27 protein-coding genes, 1 tRNA gene and 1 pseudogene are annotated in these 17,424 nt (G+C 69.0%); 6 read left to right on the forward strand and 23 right to left on the reverse strand.

Going from position 1 to position 17,424, the window contains the following annotated elements; all coding sequences use genetic code 11:
* The first annotated feature begins 51 nt into the window (after positions 1–51).
* A tRNA-Met gene (locus tag C6N40_RS06370) sits at positions 52–128 on the forward strand.
* On the opposite strand, the gene C6N40_RS14620 is transcribed toward C6N40_RS06370, so the two are convergent.
* From C6N40_RS14620 to C6N40_RS06465, 22 genes and pseudogenes are all read right to left on the reverse strand, one after another.
* The gene (locus C6N40_RS14620; protein WP_106990233.1) at positions 85–1,617 is read right to left on the reverse strand and encodes a recombinase family protein; all 1,533 of its coding nucleotides are present in this window, start codon (positions 1,615–1,617) and stop codon (positions 85–87) included. The two genes, C6N40_RS06370 and C6N40_RS14620, sit on opposite strands and share 44 nt — an antisense overlap.
* A 168-nt stretch (positions 1,618–1,785) precedes the next feature.
* On the reverse strand, positions 1,786–2,373 hold the full coding sequence (locus C6N40_RS06380) for a hypothetical protein (RefSeq protein ID WP_162782105.1): 588 nt from the start codon (positions 2,371–2,373) through the stop codon (positions 1,786–1,788).
* Complete coding sequence (locus C6N40_RS06385) at positions 2,363–3,715, reverse strand: reverse transcriptase domain-containing protein (RefSeq protein ID WP_240183462.1); 1,353 nt, start codon at positions 3,713–3,715, stop codon at positions 2,363–2,365. The genes C6N40_RS06380 and C6N40_RS06385 overlap by 11 nt, the downstream gene beginning before the upstream one ends.
* Positions 3,716–3,759: 44 nt before the next feature.
* Positions 3,760–4,194 (reverse strand): four helix bundle protein, encoded by a 435-nt coding sequence (locus C6N40_RS06390; protein ID WP_106990175.1) that lies wholly within the window; start codon positions 4,192–4,194, stop codon positions 3,760–3,762.
* Between the two features lie 33 nt (positions 4,195–4,227).
* Positions 4,228–4,647 carry an Lcl C-terminal domain-containing protein gene (locus tag C6N40_RS06395; RefSeq protein WP_162782106.1) on the reverse strand — a complete coding sequence of 140 codons (420 nt, stop codon included), beginning with the start codon at positions 4,645–4,647 and terminating at the stop codon, positions 4,228–4,230.
* A gap of 179 nt (positions 4,648–4,826) precedes the next feature.
* Positions 4,827–6,845 carry a ParB/RepB/Spo0J family partition protein gene (locus C6N40_RS06400; protein WP_162782107.1) on the reverse strand — a complete coding sequence of 673 codons (2,019 nt, stop codon included), beginning with the start codon at positions 6,843–6,845 and terminating at the stop codon, positions 4,827–4,829.
* A 14-nt stretch (positions 6,846–6,859) separates the two neighbouring features.
* The gene (locus tag C6N40_RS14005; protein ID WP_162782108.1) at positions 6,860–7,051 is read right to left on the reverse strand and encodes a hypothetical protein; all 192 of its coding nucleotides are present in this window, start codon (positions 7,049–7,051) and stop codon (positions 6,860–6,862) included.
* Positions 7,048–7,254 carry a hypothetical protein gene (locus C6N40_RS06405; RefSeq protein WP_106990178.1) on the reverse strand — a complete coding sequence of 69 codons (207 nt, stop codon included), beginning with the start codon at positions 7,252–7,254 and terminating at the stop codon, positions 7,048–7,050. The genes C6N40_RS14005 and C6N40_RS06405 overlap by 4 nt, the downstream gene beginning before the upstream one ends.
* Positions 7,254–7,853 carry a hypothetical protein gene (locus C6N40_RS06410; RefSeq protein WP_205208557.1) on the reverse strand — a complete coding sequence of 200 codons (600 nt, stop codon included), beginning with the start codon at positions 7,851–7,853 and terminating at the stop codon, positions 7,254–7,256. Before C6N40_RS06410 ends, C6N40_RS06405 begins: the two co-directional genes overlap by 1 nt.
* Before the next feature lie 2 nt (positions 7,854–7,855).
* Positions 7,856–8,074 carry a hypothetical protein gene (locus tag C6N40_RS06415; protein ID WP_106990180.1) on the reverse strand — a complete coding sequence of 73 codons (219 nt, stop codon included), beginning with the start codon at positions 8,072–8,074 and terminating at the stop codon, positions 7,856–7,858.
* Positions 8,071–8,319 (reverse strand): hypothetical protein, encoded by a 249-nt coding sequence (locus C6N40_RS06420; protein ID WP_106990181.1) that lies wholly within the window; start codon positions 8,317–8,319, stop codon positions 8,071–8,073. Before C6N40_RS06420 ends, C6N40_RS06415 begins: the two co-directional genes overlap by 4 nt.
* A 4-nt stretch (positions 8,320–8,323) precedes the next feature.
* The gene (locus tag C6N40_RS06425) at positions 8,324–8,815 is read right to left on the reverse strand and encodes a hypothetical protein (RefSeq protein WP_106990182.1); all 492 of its coding nucleotides are present in this window, start codon (positions 8,813–8,815) and stop codon (positions 8,324–8,326) included.
* Between the two features lie 22 nt (positions 8,816–8,837).
* Positions 8,838–9,017 (reverse strand): Lcl C-terminal domain-containing protein (locus C6N40_RS14430; RefSeq protein ID WP_240183463.1); only part of this gene is annotated, 180 nt, incomplete at its 5' end.
* 1 nt (position 9,018) lies between these two features.
* Positions 9,019–9,308: pseudogene (locus C6N40_RS14625) on the reverse strand (Lcl C-terminal domain-containing protein); the annotation flags it as partial.
* Between the two features lie 10 nt (positions 9,309–9,318).
* Positions 9,319–9,540, reverse strand: coding sequence for a hypothetical protein (locus tag C6N40_RS06435; RefSeq protein WP_106990184.1), 222 nt, complete (start codon positions 9,538–9,540; stop codon positions 9,319–9,321).
* Positions 9,541–9,543: 3 nt separating this feature from the next.
* Positions 9,544–9,807 carry a hypothetical protein gene (locus C6N40_RS06440; protein ID WP_106990185.1) on the reverse strand — a complete coding sequence of 88 codons (264 nt, stop codon included), beginning with the start codon at positions 9,805–9,807 and terminating at the stop codon, positions 9,544–9,546.
* 9 nt (positions 9,808–9,816) lie between these two features.
* On the reverse strand, positions 9,817–10,257 hold the full coding sequence (locus C6N40_RS06445; RefSeq protein ID WP_106990186.1) for a hypothetical protein: 441 nt from the start codon (positions 10,255–10,257) through the stop codon (positions 9,817–9,819).
* Positions 10,254–10,589, reverse strand: coding sequence for a hypothetical protein (locus C6N40_RS06450; protein WP_106990187.1), 336 nt, complete (start codon positions 10,587–10,589; stop codon positions 10,254–10,256). Before C6N40_RS06450 ends, C6N40_RS06445 begins: the two co-directional genes overlap by 4 nt.
* Entirely contained in the window at positions 10,586–10,966 is a 381-nt protein-coding gene (locus C6N40_RS06455; protein ID WP_106990188.1) for a hypothetical protein, read from the reverse strand. Before C6N40_RS06455 ends, C6N40_RS06450 begins: the two co-directional genes overlap by 4 nt.
* Positions 10,963–11,346: a hypothetical protein gene (locus C6N40_RS06460; RefSeq protein WP_106990189.1), complete on the reverse strand. Its 384-nt coding sequence runs from the start codon at positions 11,344–11,346 to the stop codon at positions 10,963–10,965. The genes C6N40_RS06455 and C6N40_RS06460 overlap by 4 nt, the downstream gene beginning before the upstream one ends.
* Before the next feature lie 129 nt (positions 11,347–11,475).
* Positions 11,476–11,991, reverse strand: coding sequence for a hypothetical protein (locus C6N40_RS14010; RefSeq protein WP_162782109.1), 516 nt, complete (start codon positions 11,989–11,991; stop codon positions 11,476–11,478).
* Between the two features lie 102 nt (positions 11,992–12,093).
* Positions 12,094–12,780 (reverse strand): LexA family protein, encoded by a 687-nt coding sequence (locus C6N40_RS06465; protein WP_162782110.1) that lies wholly within the window; start codon positions 12,778–12,780, stop codon positions 12,094–12,096.
* A 92-nt stretch (positions 12,781–12,872) separates the two neighbouring features.
* On the opposite strand from C6N40_RS06465, the gene C6N40_RS06470 reads away from it, so the two are divergent.
* A complete protein-coding gene (locus tag C6N40_RS06470) occupies positions 12,873–13,097 on the forward strand; it encodes a helix-turn-helix transcriptional regulator (RefSeq protein ID WP_106990191.1) in 225 nt (74 codons plus the stop codon).
* Between the two features lie 128 nt (positions 13,098–13,225).
* Here C6N40_RS06470 and C6N40_RS14015 read toward each other — a convergent pair whose 3' ends face one another.
* Complete coding sequence (locus C6N40_RS14015; RefSeq protein ID WP_162782111.1) at positions 13,226–13,453, reverse strand: hypothetical protein; 228 nt, start codon at positions 13,451–13,453, stop codon at positions 13,226–13,228.
* A 186-nt stretch (positions 13,454–13,639) separates the two neighbouring features.
* Between C6N40_RS14015 and C6N40_RS06475 the strand changes: the two genes are divergently transcribed.
* The 4 genes from C6N40_RS06475 to C6N40_RS06490 all read left to right on the forward strand — a co-directional run bounded on the left by C6N40_RS06475 (position 13,640) and on the right by C6N40_RS06490 (position 17,337).
* Complete coding sequence (locus tag C6N40_RS06475; RefSeq protein WP_106990192.1) at positions 13,640–14,230, forward strand: hypothetical protein; 591 nt, start codon at positions 13,640–13,642, stop codon at positions 14,228–14,230.
* Positions 14,223–14,432 carry a TraR/DksA C4-type zinc finger protein gene (locus C6N40_RS06480; protein WP_240183464.1) on the forward strand — a complete coding sequence of 70 codons (210 nt, stop codon included), beginning with the start codon at positions 14,223–14,225 and terminating at the stop codon, positions 14,430–14,432. The genes C6N40_RS06475 and C6N40_RS06480 overlap by 8 nt, the downstream gene beginning before the upstream one ends.
* Positions 14,433–14,642 carry a hypothetical protein gene (locus tag C6N40_RS06485; RefSeq protein WP_162782112.1) on the forward strand — a complete coding sequence of 70 codons (210 nt, stop codon included), beginning with the start codon at positions 14,433–14,435 and terminating at the stop codon, positions 14,640–14,642. It abuts the gene before it with no gap.
* Between the two features lie 298 nt (positions 14,643–14,940).
* Positions 14,941–17,337, forward strand: a complete 2,397-nt coding sequence (locus tag C6N40_RS06490) for a DUF5906 domain-containing protein (RefSeq protein ID WP_106990195.1) — start codon at positions 14,941–14,943, stop codon at positions 17,335–17,337.
* Positions 17,338–17,424: the final 87 nt, after the last annotated feature.

Consider the following 17,424-nt stretch of genomic DNA (forward strand, 5'->3'; position numbering starts at 1 on the left):
CGCCGGGCTTGCGCCTTTGCTGGCGTGGCCCCTATAATGCGCGCTCACTGCTGCGGGGTGGAGCAGTCTGGCAGCTCGTCGGGCTCATAACCCGAAGGTCGCAGGTTCAAATCCTGCCCCCGCTACCACGTTAATCGGACACGGCGCGATCTCTGCCAGGATCGCGCCGTTTTCGTTTCTGACGGTTGCCTGGCCGATCAGCTCCCGCAGTGCATCCCGAGCCGCCGGCACGTCCCGGACTCGCTGCGCCAGCACTGCGACGATCCCCTTCCACCGCTGTTCCAGGTGCGGCAGCAGCCGTGCTGGCGCCGCCACGCGCGCCCGCTCGAGCTCGGCCTGCGCCGCGGCGACGTCGGCCTCGGCGCGCTCGAGCTCGGCCTTCGTGCTCGGCGTGATGATCCCGGCGCGCAGGGCCGCCAGCAGGTTCTCACGCACGCGCTCGGCCGCGGCCAGGCGCTGCTGCGGGCCCCGGGTGTCGGGCTGCTGGCGCTTCATGGCGGCCGCATAGGCGCGCCGGAACGCCGCGAAGGCCTCGGCGCTGAGCAGCTGTTCCTGCACGCCGGCCACGAGCGCCGCCTCGGCATCGCGCCGCGGCAGGCGCAGCCGGCTGCTGCAGGTGCCGCGCTGCTTGGCTACGCTGCACCCGTAGGCCACCGCGTCGATCATCGCCAGCGGGCCGCCGCACTCGCCGCAGCGGAGCAGGCCGGAGAGCAGGTACTTCGGTGGCCGGCCCGGCCCGCCGCGCTTGCCCTTGCACGCGCCCTGCTGGTCGAGCCTGCGCTGCACTGCGTCCCAGGTGGCCCGGTCGACGATGGCCAGCTCTGGTTGCTCCTGGATCACCCACTCGGTGCGCGGCCGTTCCTTGCGCAGGCGGCGCCCGGTCTCCGGGTGCTTGACCCAGTGCGAGCGGTTCCAGATCTGCTGGCCGGCGTAGATGGGGTTGGCAAGGATCCCGATGCCGCGCCGGCGGTCACCGTGGATGGCCGAGGCCGCCCAGGTGCCGCCGGCGCGGGCGCTCGGCACGCAGTCCCGGTTCAGCCCGGCCGCGATCGCACGCGCCGGCTGGCCGGCCAGGTACTCGGCGAAGATCCGCCGCACCACCGCCGCCTGCTCGGGGTTGATCACCCGCTCGCCCGGCTTCGCGCCCACGCGGTAGCCGTAGGGCAGGCCGCCGGCGCTGGCGCCGTTGAGCGCGCGGCCCATCAGTCCGCGGTGGGTCTTCTCGGCCAGGTCGTCGAGGTAGATCTCGGACATCAGCCCGCGCAGGCCCACGTTCACCTTGTGGCCCTTCTGGTCGGTGTCGACGCCGTCGCTGATGCCGACCAGGCGCACGCCGGCGAAGCGAAGCCGCTTCACTGCGCGCTGCACTTCCTCGCTGTCGCGACCGAGGCGGCTAAGGTCGTCGACCAGCACCACGTCGAACGCCGCGGCCGCGGCCAGCAGGCGTTGGTACTCGGGCCGATCGGAGCGCGAACCGCTGATGGCTGCGTCCTGGAAAACCACCGGCGCAGGCCACCCCATGCGCGTGCAGTAGGCGCGGCAGTTCCGCAGCTGGTCCTCGAGCGAGGCCTCGCGCTGCTGGTCGGAGCTGTACCTCGCATAGGCGGCGACACGCATGGCGCGAACCCTACGCTGCCCGGTCGGTAGCGGGCAACGGGACGGGCTTCGTGTGCTGGTCGCTGGGAGCCGCGCGGGCGCTGGTCTGGGCCGCCAGATAATCCTCGCGTGCCGCGTGTTCGGCGAGAGACCGGATGAGGTCCATGAGCCTGGGGTTAATCTCCGCCATTACGCACCGCCACGCATTGAAAGGGCGGCCCCAAGCTCGTCGGCGCACTTGTTCGCCATCCAGATCTGAGTTTCGGTTCGGGCGTCAATCACAGGGTCGCCGGTCAAGTACGCGCCTTCGATTTCGTTGCGCCACTTCGCGGGCAACGCCGCCACCGCGTCGGGCTCCTTGGGCGCCAGCACGACGGTCACATCTCGCGCCGGGATGTGCTTGCCTTTCAGCATGAAGCTGCAGCCGTAGAGCAGAGCGTCACGGTCGGCCTTCTGCTGGTCAGTCAGCGACCGCACCGGCACTGCCGTTGGCCGGGACAGGGAGGCGATGACTTCCCGCAAGTTCCCATCGACTTCGGCCACCAACTCCTTGTTGACGGCGTTGGACTTGGAATACAGCTTGCTCAGAAGCCGTAGCTGTGCCACCAGCTTTGCCACCGCTTCGCCTTGTTCTGCATGCTGAACGGCAAGAGCGTCGAGTGCCTCCGCGGCTTCGTCGTAGGCGATGCGTCCGACGTATTCGCGAAGATAGGGGTAGCGCAGCATCGCGGCAATTTTCTCCGTCGGATCGACAGGACCTGTCGGTTCACTGCTCATGCTTGATCTCTCGGGTCAGGATGTGGAGCTTCTGGCCCTCGAGGACCAGCGCGGGATTGAGCGGCGGTTCGGCCACCGTGGCCAGCCACGGGAACCGCCGGCGCAGGCGCGCCTGCAGGCGACGGCTGTTCGCCTGGGCCATGTGGCCTCGGTAGCTGGCCCAGACGGCGCCCACGTGGCGCAGCTCGGCCGGCGTGGCCACGACGCAGCCGGGCTGCACGTGACGTTGCTCCCAGGCGGCCAGGGCGGCACGGGCATGGGAGACCACGCGCCGGCGCACCAGGGTGTGCGTAGGGCGGACCACGTAGCCTAGGAAGTCGATGCCGGCCTCGAGCGGCTTGAGCCGCACGTCGGCCTTGAGGCGCAGCTGCAGGTGGTCAGCGAGGAAGCGCTCGATCCGTGCCTGCCAGTCGGCCAGCTGCACGCGGTCCTGGTGCACCAGCACGAAATCGTCGACGTAGCGCAGGTAGCGCGGCGCCTTGAGCACGTGCTTCACGAACTGGTCGAGCTGGTCGAGGTAGACGTTCGCGAAGAATTGGCTGCTGAGGTTGCCGATCGGCAGGCCGCAGCCGGGTGCTGCATTCTCCAGCTGCTTGTGCGGTGGCACGGCGGCGCGCTCGGCCGTGCTGGCGCGATACGTGACGCCGGCGGCCAGCGGCGATCGGCGCAGCAGCGCGTGGGTCGTGGCCTGCACCACGGGCGGCAGGCCGTTGCGCACGATTCGGCGCTTGAGCAGCTGCCAGAGCGTCGGTCGGTGGATCGAGTTGAAGAAGTTATGCACGTCGAGCTGCAGGTACCAGCCGCCGCCTTGGCCGCTGTGGACCTGGCGGACGAACTGCTGCAGGCGCCGCACCGCCGCGTGCGTGCCCTTGCCGCGGCGGTTGGCGAAGCTGTCGTGGATGAAGGTGGGCTCGTAGATGGCCTCGAGCTGGGGCACCAGCCAGTGGTGCACCACGCGATCGGCGAAGTCGGGCGCGTGGATCTCGCGCGCCTTCGGCCGAGCCGCGATGAAACAGGTCGACGGCCGCGGCGACCAGGCAGCCGCGCTGAGCTCGGCCTGCAGCTGCAGCAGCCCGTCGATCCACTGCGCGTCGAAGCGCAGCTGGTTCACGCTGGGCTGTTTCCCGCGGCGGGCTTCCTGCCACGCCGCGTGGAGTGAGCGAAGGGAGACCTCCCTGCCTCCCGGCCCCTGGAACTCACCGGGCGCCGGCGACGCCGAGCGCACCGCCCGCACGAAGCAGCGGTTGTCGTGGTCGTTGTTGTTGACGTTGCCGTTGTTGAAGTCGACGCACCAGGACGCGCCCGCGCGCCAGGCGCAGGGCGAATCCGTGTCCCCGGACACTTGCGACCTGGCCGCGCATCCCGTGCTGGCGTAGCGGGGCTTCGTCATGGCTTGGCCCTCGAGGGGCGGCCCGGGTACTCAGTTCCATGCCGCGCTCCCGGGCCGCGATGGCGGCCGGGACTCTGGGCTTTGGGGGATTGCAGATCCTTCCACCAGCCGCCCGCCTGGGCGCCGAGGCCATGGGCCTGGCGGGCCAGCTGGTCGAACTGCCCGAAGCTGCGGAACGCCTGCAGGCGCTTGCCCAGCTGCAGCAGCACCTTCAGGCGCTGCACGCCCTCGACGAGGGCGCGCACGTGCTCGAGGCGACGGCTCGGTTCCAGCCACGCGAGCGTGGCCACGGTGGCCAACTGCAACGCGACCTCGCGCAGATCCTTGCCGGCCCCGTACTTGTGGCAGCGGGGCCATCCGCGCACGGCGAGCTCGACGTCGAGCAGAAGGCGCTCGGCGGCTTTGACGATTGGCGGCGCGAAGTGGCCCATGGTCGTGGTCTCAGGGGGCGGTCAAAGGGTCAATTACTGACCGGGCGCCGGCGACGCCGAGCGCACCGCCCGCACGAAGCAGCGGCTGCCGTGGTCGTGGTAGTCGACGACGCCGAAGTTGAAGAAGACGCACCAGGACGCGCCCGCGCGCCAGGCGCAGGGCGTGCTGGTCCAGTACCAGTCGTCGGTGCGCGTGTCGCCGAAGAAGACGGGATCGGCGGCGGGCTTGTGGCGGCTGAGGTCGAGAATCGACTCGAGCTCGGCGCGGGTCGGCAGGCGCCAGTCGCCGTGGCCCGCCAGATCGAAGGCCTGGCAGGCCTTCTCGGCGGCGGCGTAGTCGACCAGGCCCTCGCTGAGCGTGCCGGACCACTGGAGGCCGGTCTGGTTGTCCAGGACCGCGGCGAAGGTGGCGGTGTCGGCCGGCAGGGGGTTGCCGGCGGCGTCGAGCTTCATGAAGCGAGCCTTCGGTTCTGCAGGCGCGCCTCGAAAGATTTCGCCGCTGGCAAAGTCGCCGGCGCGGCAGCGATGGGGCCACCGCCCGAAACCTGGCGCTTTCAGTTCGGCGTGCGTGGGGGCTTGCAACGCATCGATCTCGATCGTGCGCGTGCCATCGGGGCTGTCGATGATGGTGATCACTTCTTGGCTCCCTTCTTCGTGGTGGCCTTGGCGGCTGGCTTGACCGTCTTCTTAGCGGTGGTGGACTTCTTGGGTGTCGCCTTCTTGGCGTGCTTCTTGGGCTTCGTCGCCGGCTTGGCCTTTGCCGGCGCCTTCGGCTTAACGCCCACGGCGTAGCCCGGGCCGCGCAGGACCTTCGGCAGCCAGCCGGTGCCGGCGAGCTTCTTGGCGGCCTCGGCGACGGCCGGGGCGGACTTCAGGCTGACGAGCGCGGCGGCCTCGTCCTTGCCGCAGGCCTCGGCGACGGCCTCGATCACCAGGGCCTTGGGTACGGCGCCGAGGTAGTTCTCGGCGTCGGGCGCCCACCAGGTGGCCATGTCGAGCTTCAGGTCGGCGGCCAGGGCATCGGCGGCCGGCTTCGAGCTGCCTTTGCCGTGCACGGCGTCGACCGAGTAGGCCGCCGCCAGGGCCAGCAGGCCCAGCAGGACGTCGGTCGGCTGCTGGAAGATCCACGCGCGCCGGGCGGCGGCCGTGGTCGGCAGGCCCTTGTCGCGCCAGCCCTTGAGCGCGAGCTGGAGCGCCTTCTTCGCCGGCGCCTGCTTCAGGTCGGCCGAGTCGGGCAGGTCAGCCTGCCGCAGGCTGAGCTTGAGCGGGCTCGGCGTCTCGTAGCCCAAGCCGCGCTCCACGTCCTCGATCAGCGTGTGCACGACCGCCTTGAGCGCGACATCGGGGTTGGCCGCCAGCTCGGCCTGCAGCGCGAGCGTGCGGTGCGCGGTGAGGCGGCGCACCAGGGCGTCGCTGATCTCGGGCTTCTTCGGCTTGTCGGCGGGCTTGGGTTGGCCGGCCACCTTGCCGGCCTTGATGGACTGGCCCGGTTGCAGACGGCCGCGGTGGATCTGCACGCCGCCCTGGACGTCGAGCACCAGCAGCGCGCCGGCGACGGCCTTCACGTCCTCCGGCCAGATCTCGGTGCCGGCGGTGAGGCGCTGCGACTCGCCCTCGAGCGACTCCTGTTCCTCACACAGCTGGTCAAACTCATCGGTGTCGTCGCGACCGTCTTCGTCCATCTGCACCAGCAGCTTGTCGAGCTGCTCGAGCCGCTTGTCGATCTCCTTGATACGCGCCTTGTCGGCCGCCGTGGGCTTCTGGTGCGTCGGCTCGGTCGGGTGCTGGCCGTACTCGGCCATCTCCGCGTAGTCGCAGCGCTGCTTGAACTCCACCCACGACCAGCCCTCGGCCTGCACGGCGTCGACCAGCTCCGCGGCGCGCTCCTCGACCAAGCGGTCGAGCAGCTTGCCGTCAGCGAGGAAGGCGTCTTCGCGCGTGGAGAACAGGTCACGGCGCACGGCGCCGCCGGCGGCCTCGTACGCGGCCAGGCCGACGAACAGCACGCGCGGGTCCGTGCTCGGGATCTCGCGGGCCGTCAGCTTGCGGCGCAGCTCCCGCGGGTCGCGCTCCCAGCGATCGCGCGCCTGGTTCCAGACGTCGAGCTGGGCGGTGTGGTCGTCGGTGACGGCCAGCGCCTGCAGCTGCTCGAGCGTGGCTTCGTCTTCGCGGTACGCCTGCACCAGCCGGGGATGCACGTTGGCCAGCTTCAGGCGCTGGCGCACCACGACCTCGCCGATACTGAAGTGGGCCGCGATCTCGGTGACCGATTTGCCGGCGACGACCATCGCCCGGAACGCCTCGAACTGGTCGGCCGGGTGCAGCGGCGCCCGGATCGTGTTTTCGGCCGTGCTGGCCTCGATGATGGCCGCAGCGTCGTCGATGCGGCGGCAGGGAACGCCGTCGGTGGCGATCGCATCGGGCAACCGGCCCTCGCGCTCGAGCAGCTGCAGGGCCGTCAGGCGGCGGCCGCCGGCGATGACCTCGAACTCGTCTGCACCAGCCAGGCTGGGCGCGACTATCAGGTTCTGCAGGAGGCCGGACGCCGCGATGTTCGCGGCCAGGTCGGAGACGTCGCTGCCGCCCGTCTTGCGGGCGTTGAGCGGCGACAGCCTGAGCTTGGAAAGCGGGACGTGCATGATCGGGGACATGGGAACTCCGGGGTTCAAGCGCCCGGGGTGGGCGCGGTGGGCTTGGGCGGCAGCGGGTACCAGTCGAAGCAGCGTTCGCCTCGGGTCACCGGCTGGATCCAGGTGCGGGTGTCGACGCCATTCCTCGGCGCCGGTTGGTGGTCGACGTTGCGGGCGCAGCTGGCGCACAGCCGCAGGGCCTCGCCCATGCAGATCGCGAGCCTCATGCGCCGTTGTCCTCGTGCAGGGCGGCCGGCCGCGCGCGCGGGGCGAACTGGCCGCACCAGTCGGCATCGGTGACGACGGGCCAGGGTGGCGCGGCGCGCTTGCAGTGGGCGGTGGCCGGGAAGCGCGTGTTGCCGTGGTAGGTAACCGGCTGCAGCTGGTGGGCGCGGTCGAAGAAGATGCAGCCGGCGCAGGACGGGGCCATCACTCGCACCCCCGGCCGACGGTGGCGCCCTGGGTCGCCGGATCCGTGAACTGCTCCCAGGGCACCCAGCCCTGCGGGCAGTGGAAGCCCCAGCGCCGGCGGCGCCAGCCGCAGAAGAACAGCGTCCAGGTCTGCGAGCCCTCCGGGATCATCAGCCGGTGCGCGAACTCGGCGCGGTGCCAGCGCAGGGCGCCGGCGCTGAACACCCGGGCGACCTGCATGTAGTTGGCCTCGAGGTCGACCACCATGTAGTCCGCGCCACCGGGGCTGAGATCGAAGTCGACCTGCTCGTGCGTGACTTCGGTGTACTGGCCCGCCAGCAGGAAGCTGCACCAGTTCCAGGGGTGGTCGTGAAGGGCGCGGTCGTCGTCGCTGCGCATGAAGCAGTGCAGGTAGACGTTGGGCAGGCGCGAGACGAACTCCTGCCAGCGCGTGCGCTGGGACGCCGGGACGTCCTTGTACTTGTCGCGCCAGGGCGTGAGGTACCAGCGCAGCAGGTAGGGATTGTCCGCCTCGCCGATGGTGAAGTCGGGCTTTCGGGCGGTGGCGACGCGGCGCGCCAGGTGCTTGAACAGCAGGCGGGCGATGAAGCGGAGCATGGTCATTTCCTCCCCTGGCGGTTGCGACCGAAGAAGACGCGGTTGCCCGGTCCTGGCGTGTTGCTCGGCTTGCGCAGCAGCCGCTCCCAGGTGCGATCGCCGTAGCGAAGGCGGCTGCGGATGTGCCGGCGCTCGAGGCCGGCGCGGCGGGCGCGCTCGACGATCTGCTCGAGCGTCAGCTGCTCGCCCTCGATGGCGTACGTCTGCTCGGCGGCGCTCATGCGGCGTCGGCCTGCGGCGAGGTGACCTCGGCGACCTCGCGGCCGAGATCGGTGATGGCGACGTCGCGCTCGAAGTAGCTGACGGTCACCAAGCCATCGTTGGCGAGCTGGTTGACCACGCGCTTGGTGTGCACCTCGGTGCCGTCAGGTGCACGGTAGCCGCCGGCGCAGCGGACCAGGCCGGCTTTGGCACAGTCGGCGAGGGCGGCGCGCTTCTTCGGCGTGAGGATGTTCGGCGGGAGCATGGCGTTACCCCTGGCTGGTGGCGGCCGACGCCTCGCGCAGCGCGGAGCGCAGGCGGCCGGTGATCGGGACATCGCCGTCGAGCACGGCGGCGACGAGCGTGGTGAGGCAGATTCGCGTCACCGTCGCGGTGGCCGCGAGGCTGAGCGTTGGTGCCGCCGCGGGTGCGGCCTTGGTGGTGCGCTTGCTGGCGCGCTTCGCCGCCTTCTTGGCCTTGGCAGGCTTCCTGGCCTTGGCCACGCGGGGCGTCTTGGCGGGCTTCGCCGCGGGCGTCGGCACGGATTCCGCCTCGGCCGGCTTGCAGGTCGGTTTCCAGCCCGGGATCAGCGAGTACGTGCCGTCGTCGAGCCGCTCTATGCCGGCGCCCTGGTTGGCCGCCTGGTACATGGCGCCGCGCACCTTCTTGCCTTCGAGCTCGAGCGCCTCGGCCACCTGGGCCGGCGTCACCGGGCCCGCCTGCCGGGCCATGAAGGCCCGGATGTCGTCCATCGTGCTCATGGGAGATTCCTCAGAAGGTCAATTACTGACCGGGCGCCGGCGACGCCGAGCGCACCGCCCGCACGAAGCAGCGGTAGCCGTGGTCGCTGCCGTTGACGAAGCCGTAGGCGAAGTCGACGCACCAGGACGCGCCCGCGCGCCAGGCGCAGGGCGTGCTGGTCCAGCACCAGTCACCCACAGTGCTGGCGAAGGCCTGGCTCTGNCACCAGTCACCCACAGTGCTGGCGAAGGCCTGGCTCTGCGTGGCCGGGCTGTAGCGCGTGTGGTCCACGCACGCGAAGGCCTCGGCGACGGTCGGCAGGCGCCAGTCGGCGTGGCCGCCCACGCGCAGGTCGGCGCACATCTGCTTCGCCTTGTCGAAGGTCTGGAGCTTCTCGAACTCGACGTTCGGCAGCGCGATGATCAGGTTCTGCTGCGTGTCGAGCTCGGCGACGACTTCTTCGCCGTCCTGGACAGGCTGCAGCTGGGCGTTGAGCGGGGTGAATCGGGACATGGTGGGATCCTCAGTGGGTGTCCGCCGGCTGCAGAGCGCGGCGCGCGTTGTTGAGCTGGTGGTTGATGAAGGTCGCTTCGTCGGCGGCGCGCTGGGCGGCCGCCTGGTCGTCGCGCCACTGGCGGGCGAGGCGACGGAACTGGGCGGCTTCGATATCGGCGCCCTCGCCGGCGAGGCGGTCGGCGAACGTGTCGAGGTAGTCGGGGCCGTCGACGGCGGGTTCGGTGTTCATCGGTCAGGCCTTCTGGGTCGGGGTGGAATGGGTGCGGCGCCAGTGAAGCTGGGCGGCGCGCTGGCGGCCGGCGCGAATCGCGCTGAACGTGTCGCCGGCCTGGCGCAGCGCCCAGTTGATGGCGGCGACGGTGTCGGAGGCGTTCGCGTGCAGGCCGGCGCAGTAGCGCTTCACCGCAGCGGTGACTTCGCGTTCGTCGGTGCGCGCTGATGGCCGCTGGGCGAGCAGGGCACCGCTGGTGTCGTGGTGGTGCTGGATCGGCTGCATGACGTCCTCCTAGGCCGAGAGGCGGGTGACATCGATCGGGTGGGTGATGCCGGCGTTCCACTGCGCCTGGGGCACCAGCTGGTGCGGGTCGCGGTCGGTGGTGATGCCGCACGGCGGGCACTCGAGGTGGTAGGCCGTGGTCGGCTTGTCGGCCAGGCGCTTCGGGTCCGGATTGCCGCGGGTCTCGATCAGGTGCGGCATGCGGCCGCAGCCGCAGGGGGAGGTGCCGGGGCCCGGCACCAGCTGGCGTTGGATCATGTCGGTGGTCTCCACGGGGATGGCATCGCGGAAGCGCCGGCGGCGCGGCGTGTCGGAGGTCAGAGGGAACTGGCGTCGCGCCTCACGCGCAGCGGCCTTGTCGGCCAGGAGCAGCAGCACCGTCATGAAGGCGATGCCCGTGCCGAGGCCGGCGAGGAAGAGGTAGAAGCAGGTGCCGTCCAGGGAGGTCACCGCGGGGTCCTCTCGCTGGCCTTGCGGGTCTCGCGGGCGGAGAGCCAGAGGCCGATGTGCAGCAGCCAGAACGCGGCCGTCACCACGGCGTCGTGCCAGACCAGGAACAGCAGCACGAGCACGTCGACCACCACGTTGAGCCACGTCGGCACTGGGTCCTGATCGGCCTTCGCCTGGACGCGGTCGCTATGCGCGAAGAACGAAAGGACGATCAGGACCCAGCACACGAACAGGCCGATTCGAGCGGCGCCCTCGACGTCGTCGACGAAGCCGGTCCAGAGGGATGCCACCAGCACCCCGTGCACGAGGATCCAGCCGAGCCAGAGCTTCATGCCCGCACCCCCGGCTGCACGCAGTCAGGGCACAGGAAGCCCTCCGGGCGCTCGACCAGGTCGGCGCGCTCGGTGGCGGCCTCGCAGCCGTCGCAGCTGTAGCGGCCGTCGGGCAGCAGCAGGGCAGGGGGTACGTCGGCCGTCGGGTCCGCCACGTTCCAGCGGGCGTCGGTGTCGGGCGTGGCCAGGTCGCGGGCCAGGCGGGCGTAGCCCTCGAGGGTGCGCGCCACCAGCGGGCGGCCCTGCGACAGCGCCTTGTCGGCCTGGGCGGCGAAGCGCCCGGCCAGCTGGTCGAAGTGGTTGGCCGGCCGCGCCGGCGGGCCCTGCAGCGCCTGGCGCTGCGGCTCGGACAGGTGGTCCAGGGTGAGGGTGGTCATGCCCGGCTCCTGGCGGGAGCCGACTTGTCCATGTTGTGGGCCAGCTGCCGGATGGACGCGTTGGTGAGTGCCAGGGCGCCGGGCGGGAGCGGCGATCGGCCATCCCATTCGTCCACGATCGACGTGCAGCCGAACATCTTCTTCAGGGCCGCCTGGTTGCGGGTCTTGCCCGCGCCCGCCGGCGCGATGATCACGACCGCCTCCGGCGGCTGCTTGGCCGGGTAGATCTTGTGGAAGAACTGGTCTTGCGTCAGGCAGGTCAGGGTGCCGGCCGCGCCCAGCGGCAGCTGGCTATCGCGCCACAGCCGGTACGTGGTGATCAGGTTGAGGATCAGCGCCAGGCTCGCGATGGCCAGGGCGGCAAGGATGGTGATCGACATGGTCGCGCCTCCGTGGTGGAGGGCGACCCCGGCGCCGCAGGGGAGTTACAGCGCCGGGGAGGCCCTGCCGCCCGGGATGGGCGGCAGGGCAGACACTATGCCTCTATCGCATATGTGTCAAGAGCATATTTAGCGAGCCACAGATTCGGCGATGTGGGCCTGTAGCGTGCGAATGCCAGCCTGGTGGTATGGCTTAAGGTGGCCTTGAACGTACTGGGAGCGGCCGTTGAGCCTAACTTCCACGCTCTGGGCTCTTGCGAGCCGAGATACAACGGGCTCTTCAACTGGAACGCGAAGTCCCTCTTGGACCTTACAGCCCGCTGGACTCCCGCAAGCCAATACCTCGCGCTGCGCTTCCGAGCTCGGCCCTTGGAGGATCACCCGCTCGGTGCCGTCGATCAGCAGAATCACTTCCCCTGTGAGGAAAAGCCAGCCGTAACCCTCATAAATGATTCGCACGTAGTAGCTCGTCGCACCTTTCTCGTCTCTAGCGAAGACAGTGTTCCAAGTTACGGTGGTGAACATCCCGGTGCCGCCGATTGGCTTGGCTTTGTTAGGACTTATTCTCTGCAATCCCGTAAATCTATCGCCATTGAATACAAGATCGACATCCTGCCTTTCGACCTTCTTCTGGTCGATCTTCACTCGTTCAGATGCATCCGAGTTCATGCTGGTGGATGACATCATTAGCGCCATGAGAAGGAGCACTTCCCGCGAGGACCAAGTGGCCATTGGCTTTGCCTCCGCTTAGTTCCGGTCGGTTACGCTTCGCTCTGCGATTGCGACCACTACGCCACATATCGTGGTTGCTTGGTCAATCTGCAGGGTGGGGTACTGAGGGTTGAGGGGAACCAGTAGCTTTCTTCCCCCGTCCTCTGCCAACTTCTTGAACGTTGCCTCAGCCTCGTCATCGATCTGTGCCACAACCAGGTCGCCGGAGGTCGCGCCCTTCGTAGGATCTACAATGATGGTCGTGCCTGGCGGGAAGGTGGGCCAGCCTCTAGGGTTGGTCATCGAGTCGCCTTTCACCTTCAGTGCGTATGACCGTCGGCCGACCTTGTTGACCGTGTAGACGATGCCCTCGGCAACATCTGGATCAAAGGGATTCTCCACCTGGTTCCACTTTCCAGCTTGCACCCAGCCGATAAGGGGGACCGCTTGCAAGCCAGAAGGCATCGCAACTGCATAGTCGGCTCGCTGCTCTCTAATGGACTCTCCCGCGTTCTCGACTGCGGCGAGTATTTCTGACGGCCGCACACCCAGGCCAGCAGCCAGAGGCTCAAGTAGCGACTCGGGCGTAAGGTAGCGTCCATTCTCAACTCGTGAGATCGCGCCTTGGTCTACTCCAGATTGCTCGGCCAGCTGCTCTTGAGTGAGCCGTTTCTGCTTTCGCAGCTGCCTGATGACCTGCCCAAACGTTTTCTGCCTGTTCATGGGCACATGTTCCGGGCGAATAAAGGCAGCCGGAAGCGGTGCCAGAACATGTTGTTGACACATGCTATGTTCTGAGCGCATATTGCGTCCCCATGGGCGCACACCTCAAGAAAGCACGGGAAGCCTTGGGCCTCACACAGGCTGAGGTCGCCAAGGCAATTGGTCGGGACCAGCCGGCGATCTCTCGCTACGAACGTGGCGCGAGGCCTGATCTGGCGATTGTCCCTGCATATGCAAAGATTCTGGGCCTCACAGAGGTTGAAGTGCTTTTCGGCCCGAGGTGTGGCGGCCCGGCTGGTGACGTGGAGGCCGCCTGACATGAGCCTCCGCACCTGGTTCCGCGACTGGTTGAACGCACCGTCTGCCTCAGAGGTAGCGGACGCGAAGGCTCGTCGTGAGCGCGTTCTTGAATGGATTCGCGCCAACCCTTGGCCCAGGCTCGACCTTACTGGCGCCGACCCGCTGCCAGCATGGCCGGTCCCTCCGCGAGATTCCGCAGCATCGTTCGAGAAATCGCTTCGAGCCCAGGCGCAGAATCCGCGAAGCCCTGAAGCGCGGTGGAGAGTTCGGAAAGGTCGGCTCGTGACGCTGCTGCGAGGCTCAAAGTCAGTCCTCGCAAGACCTCTTGGACGACGGTGAGCGTCGCCATGTCCAAACTTTCTTGTCGCTTCATGTCGGTCTCCAGTGTGGTTGGTGGGTTGGCACTCCCAGCCTACACCGGAGGCCGGCGCCTCGAGCTCGAACAGGATGGCGACCACGCGCCCGGGGCCGGTGGTCCGGCACCAGGCGCGCAGCGGCGTAAATCGGGCGGCGGGAATCGACATGCCGCCAAGGCTCTCGCGAATCTGGAGGTGCGCGCATGAAGCCCGCGCCTCATTTCTTGCGCCCGCGGTCGGCCGTGGTCTTCGATCACACACGCCGGATGCTGGACCAAACGGCCATGTGCACACGCAAGTTCGCGATGCACGTGGCCGAGCACTACGTGGCGCTGGTTGCGCCCGACCAGCGGCAAGTGCCGTTCCGCCTGGGTGTGACGGGCGATGATCTCATTAGGGCCGAGAAGCACAACGCCCAGCAGATCGGGCGCTACATGGACGGGACGATCAAGGCACTTCCGGCCGACCTCGAAGATGCCTGGGTGCTTGCTCTCCCGGAGCCGTACCGCGGCGACTGCGAGCGTGAGCTGGCCCAGCGCCGCGGACGCTACTCCGAGCGGAAGCTGGCGGCCGGCGAGGCGGGCGAGGTGGCCGGTATCGGTCAGATCCTTCTGGAGTTTGGCCAGCTGATGGAGGCCCTCGGGCCTGCCCTGGCCGACGGGAAGATCTGCGAGGCCGACCTCCCGCACGCCCGCCGCATCCTCAACGAATCCGACGACGTGATCGCTGCGCTGCTGTCCATTCGCCGCGCGGTCACGCAGATACTGCCGACGGGGAGCAACGCCAGTGCCTGATTTCATGGACCACGTCCAGGACCAGGTGCAGCGCGACCTCGATGACGCGCTGGCCAAGGCCACGCGACGCGGCATCGGCCTGCCGTTCTGCGAGGAGTGTGACGAGCCCATCTCATTGCTCCGCCAAGGCCTCGGCGCCCGGCTGTGCGTGGCGCATCAGTCGGCCAAGGAGGCCGGACAGGCAAGGGGAGGGCGTCGGTGAATGACTCGTCCACGCGCCAGCTTCGGCTTGCGCGACAGCCGGCTCCGCCGGTCCAAGGTGCAGGTCGCCGCGATCCTGCAGCAACTGGAGTCGCCGCCGGCGCCGCTGTCGGAGGCCGAGCAGCTGGAGATTCGTGCCCGCCTGAACGAGGTGCCAGTGGCGCCCCAGCTGCCGCTGTGCCTGCCGAAGAACGAGGCTGGGCAGTCTTGAGCGGCGAAGCCATCGAGCACGTCGAGCGGTGGTACCGCTTGGCGAAGGTCCCGGCCCCCTTGCCCCCAGCGGAGCGGCCGCGGCGATGACGCGTCTCCTGCAGCCAGGCATACCCCTGCACGCCCCAGCTCCCCTGTTGTGGGGCTGGCAGCGCGGGCTCGCGACGTGCACAGCCTGCGGCGGGATCGCGGGGCGGCAAGGGCAGGGGGCCGGTCGCGGGTCCTCCCTGGGGGGTGCCTTCGGGGGTAATTCGGACCCCGTTGGTTGTGTAGTTAGCGGCCCCGGGGGTTACTGAAAAGTGGCGAGCAACTACGACGACGTGCTCTCCCAGCTGCAGGCCGCCGGCCTGCAGGTCACCTCCCTCGAGGTCGGGCGCATGCGCCGCTGCCGTGTCGAGGGCGACCGCGAGAAGCGCGGCTGGTACATCCTGCACGAGCTGCCGCTTTCGGGTGGCGACCTGGTGCTGGTGGGCAGCTACGGCGTGTGGCGCGGCGCCGACAACGGCGCGCAGAAGATCGACCTGCGCAAGCGCGACGCCGCGTTCAGCGCCGAGCAGCGCGATTCCCTGAAGCGGCGGCTGGCCGCCGATCGCCGGCGCGCCGACCAGGAGCGCAAGCAGCTGGCCGAGCGGGCCGCCCAGCGCGCCACTGCCGCGTGGGCAAAGCTCAGTGAAGAGGGTGACTCCGAGTACCTGGCGGCGAAGGGTGTTCAGGGCTTCGGCCTGCGCTACTCGGGCAAGGGCGCCGCCGTCGTGCCGATGCTCGATGCCCAGGGCCAGATCCACGGGCTGCAGCTGCTGCGCTCGGCGAAGCAGGCCTCGGCCGACCAGCGACCGGCCAAGGAGTACTGGCCTGCCGGCGCGGTCAAGCAAGGCCACTTCCACCAGATCGGCGCGCCGCAGTGGATCGTTCTGATCGCCGAGGGTTATGCCACGGCGGCCAGCGCGCACATGGCGACCGGGTACCCGGTGGCTGTAGCGTTCGATGCCGGCAACGTGCCGGCCGTGGCGGCCGCGCTGCGCAAGCGCTACCGCACCGCCCGCATCCTGATCCTGGCGGACGACGACGAGCTGCAGAAGTGCCAGGCCTGCAAGGCACGCCTGGTGCTGGCCGAGCACCCGGAGACCTGCCCGAGCTGCGGACAGGAACACCGCGCGGCGAACGCCGGCGTCGCCGCGGCCAGCGCGGCGGCGCTCGAGTTCGGCGGCGCCTGGCTGACACCTGCGTTCCCCGATGAAGAGGCGCGCCGGCGGCGCTTCCTCGAGCGCGGCATCAAGGCCACCGACTTCAACGACCTGCACGCCGCCGCCGGCCTCCACCTGGTGCGTACGCAGATCGAGAACCGCATCGCCGAGCTGGGGTGGAAGGCGCCCAACCGCGCGCCGACATCACCACCAGACGGGGCGGGGGGCGGCAAGCTGTCGCCGTTCCTCACCACCGGCGAGCTGATCGAGCGGTTCCCGCTGATCTACGCCCACGGCTCCTCGGTGTTCGATCGCGTCGAGCACGTGATCATGACCGTGAGCGACATGCGCGACGCGTGCGTGAACAAGTACATCCACCGTGCCTGGCAAGAATCGCCCGATCGGCAGATCGTCCGGATTCGCGAAGTCGGCTTCGACCCGACCGGACGCGACCCGGAGATCACCTGCAACCTCTACGCCGGCTGGCCGACCACGCCGAAGGCCGGCAAGTGCGATCGCCTGCTCGACCTGCTGCGCTTCATGTGCAGCCTGGACCGCGACCCGAATCGCCTTTACGAGTGGGTGCTGCGCTGGATCGCCTACCCGATCCAGCACCCCGGCGCGAAGATGAAGTCGACCGTCGTGGTACACGGCCCGCAGGGCACCGGCAAGAACCTGCTCTTCGAGACGGTGATGCAGATCTACGGCGAGTACGGAGACGTGCTCGACCAGTCGGCCGTCGAAGACAAGTTCAACGACTGGGCCAGCCGCAAGCTCTTCATGATCGCCGACGAGGTGGTGGCGCGCTCCGACGTGTACCACATCAAGAACAAGCTCAAGTCGCTGATCACCGGCGACCGAATCCGCATCAACCCGAAGAACCTGCCGGCCCACTGGGAACGCAACCACGTGAACCTCGTGTTCCTCTCGAACGAGGCCATGCCCGTAGTGCTCGAGGAGGACGACCGCCGCCACTGCGTGATCTGGACCCCCGAGAAGAAGTCCGCGGACTACTACGCCGAGGTGCTGGCCGAGATCCGCAATGGGGGCGTCGCGGCACTGCATGACTACCTCCTGCACCTGGACCTCGGTGACTTCGGCCCGGGTACGCTCCCGCCGGAGACCGAGGCCAAGTCGCAGCTGATCAACCTCGGCCTCGACAGCCCGATCCGCTTCCACGACGACCTGGTCACCGGGAACATCCACGGGCTCGAGGCCATGCCCGCCACCACGACCGGCTGGTACGAGGCCTACCGGCTCTGGTGCAGCCGCCACGGGTACCGCCCGGCCCCGGAGTCCAAGTTCGTCGTGGGCCTGATCCGCCAGCGCAACGTGGTCGGCGGGCCCAGGGTGCGAAAGCGCTACCAGCCCGGGTCGAAGGTCCTGGGCCCTCACAGCTTCCTGATGCTCGGCAGCTACCAGGTGCCCGAGGGCACCTCCGAGGCGCTGTTCCTGGGCGAGTGCCACTCGAAGTTCCAGCAGCAGCTGGAAGACTACCGGGAGGCGAAGTGATGGCCTGGCCTGTGCGCGGTGTGCGTGGGTTGTGCGTGGCGACGTGCGGGGCTGAAAGCCGCGACAGGAAAGGCTTGTGCGTGGTGT

Source organism: Arenimonas caeni (assembly GCF_003024235.1).
In the GTDB taxonomy this organism is placed as follows: Bacteria; Pseudomonadota; Gammaproteobacteria; order Xanthomonadales; family Xanthomonadaceae; genus Arenimonas; species Arenimonas caeni.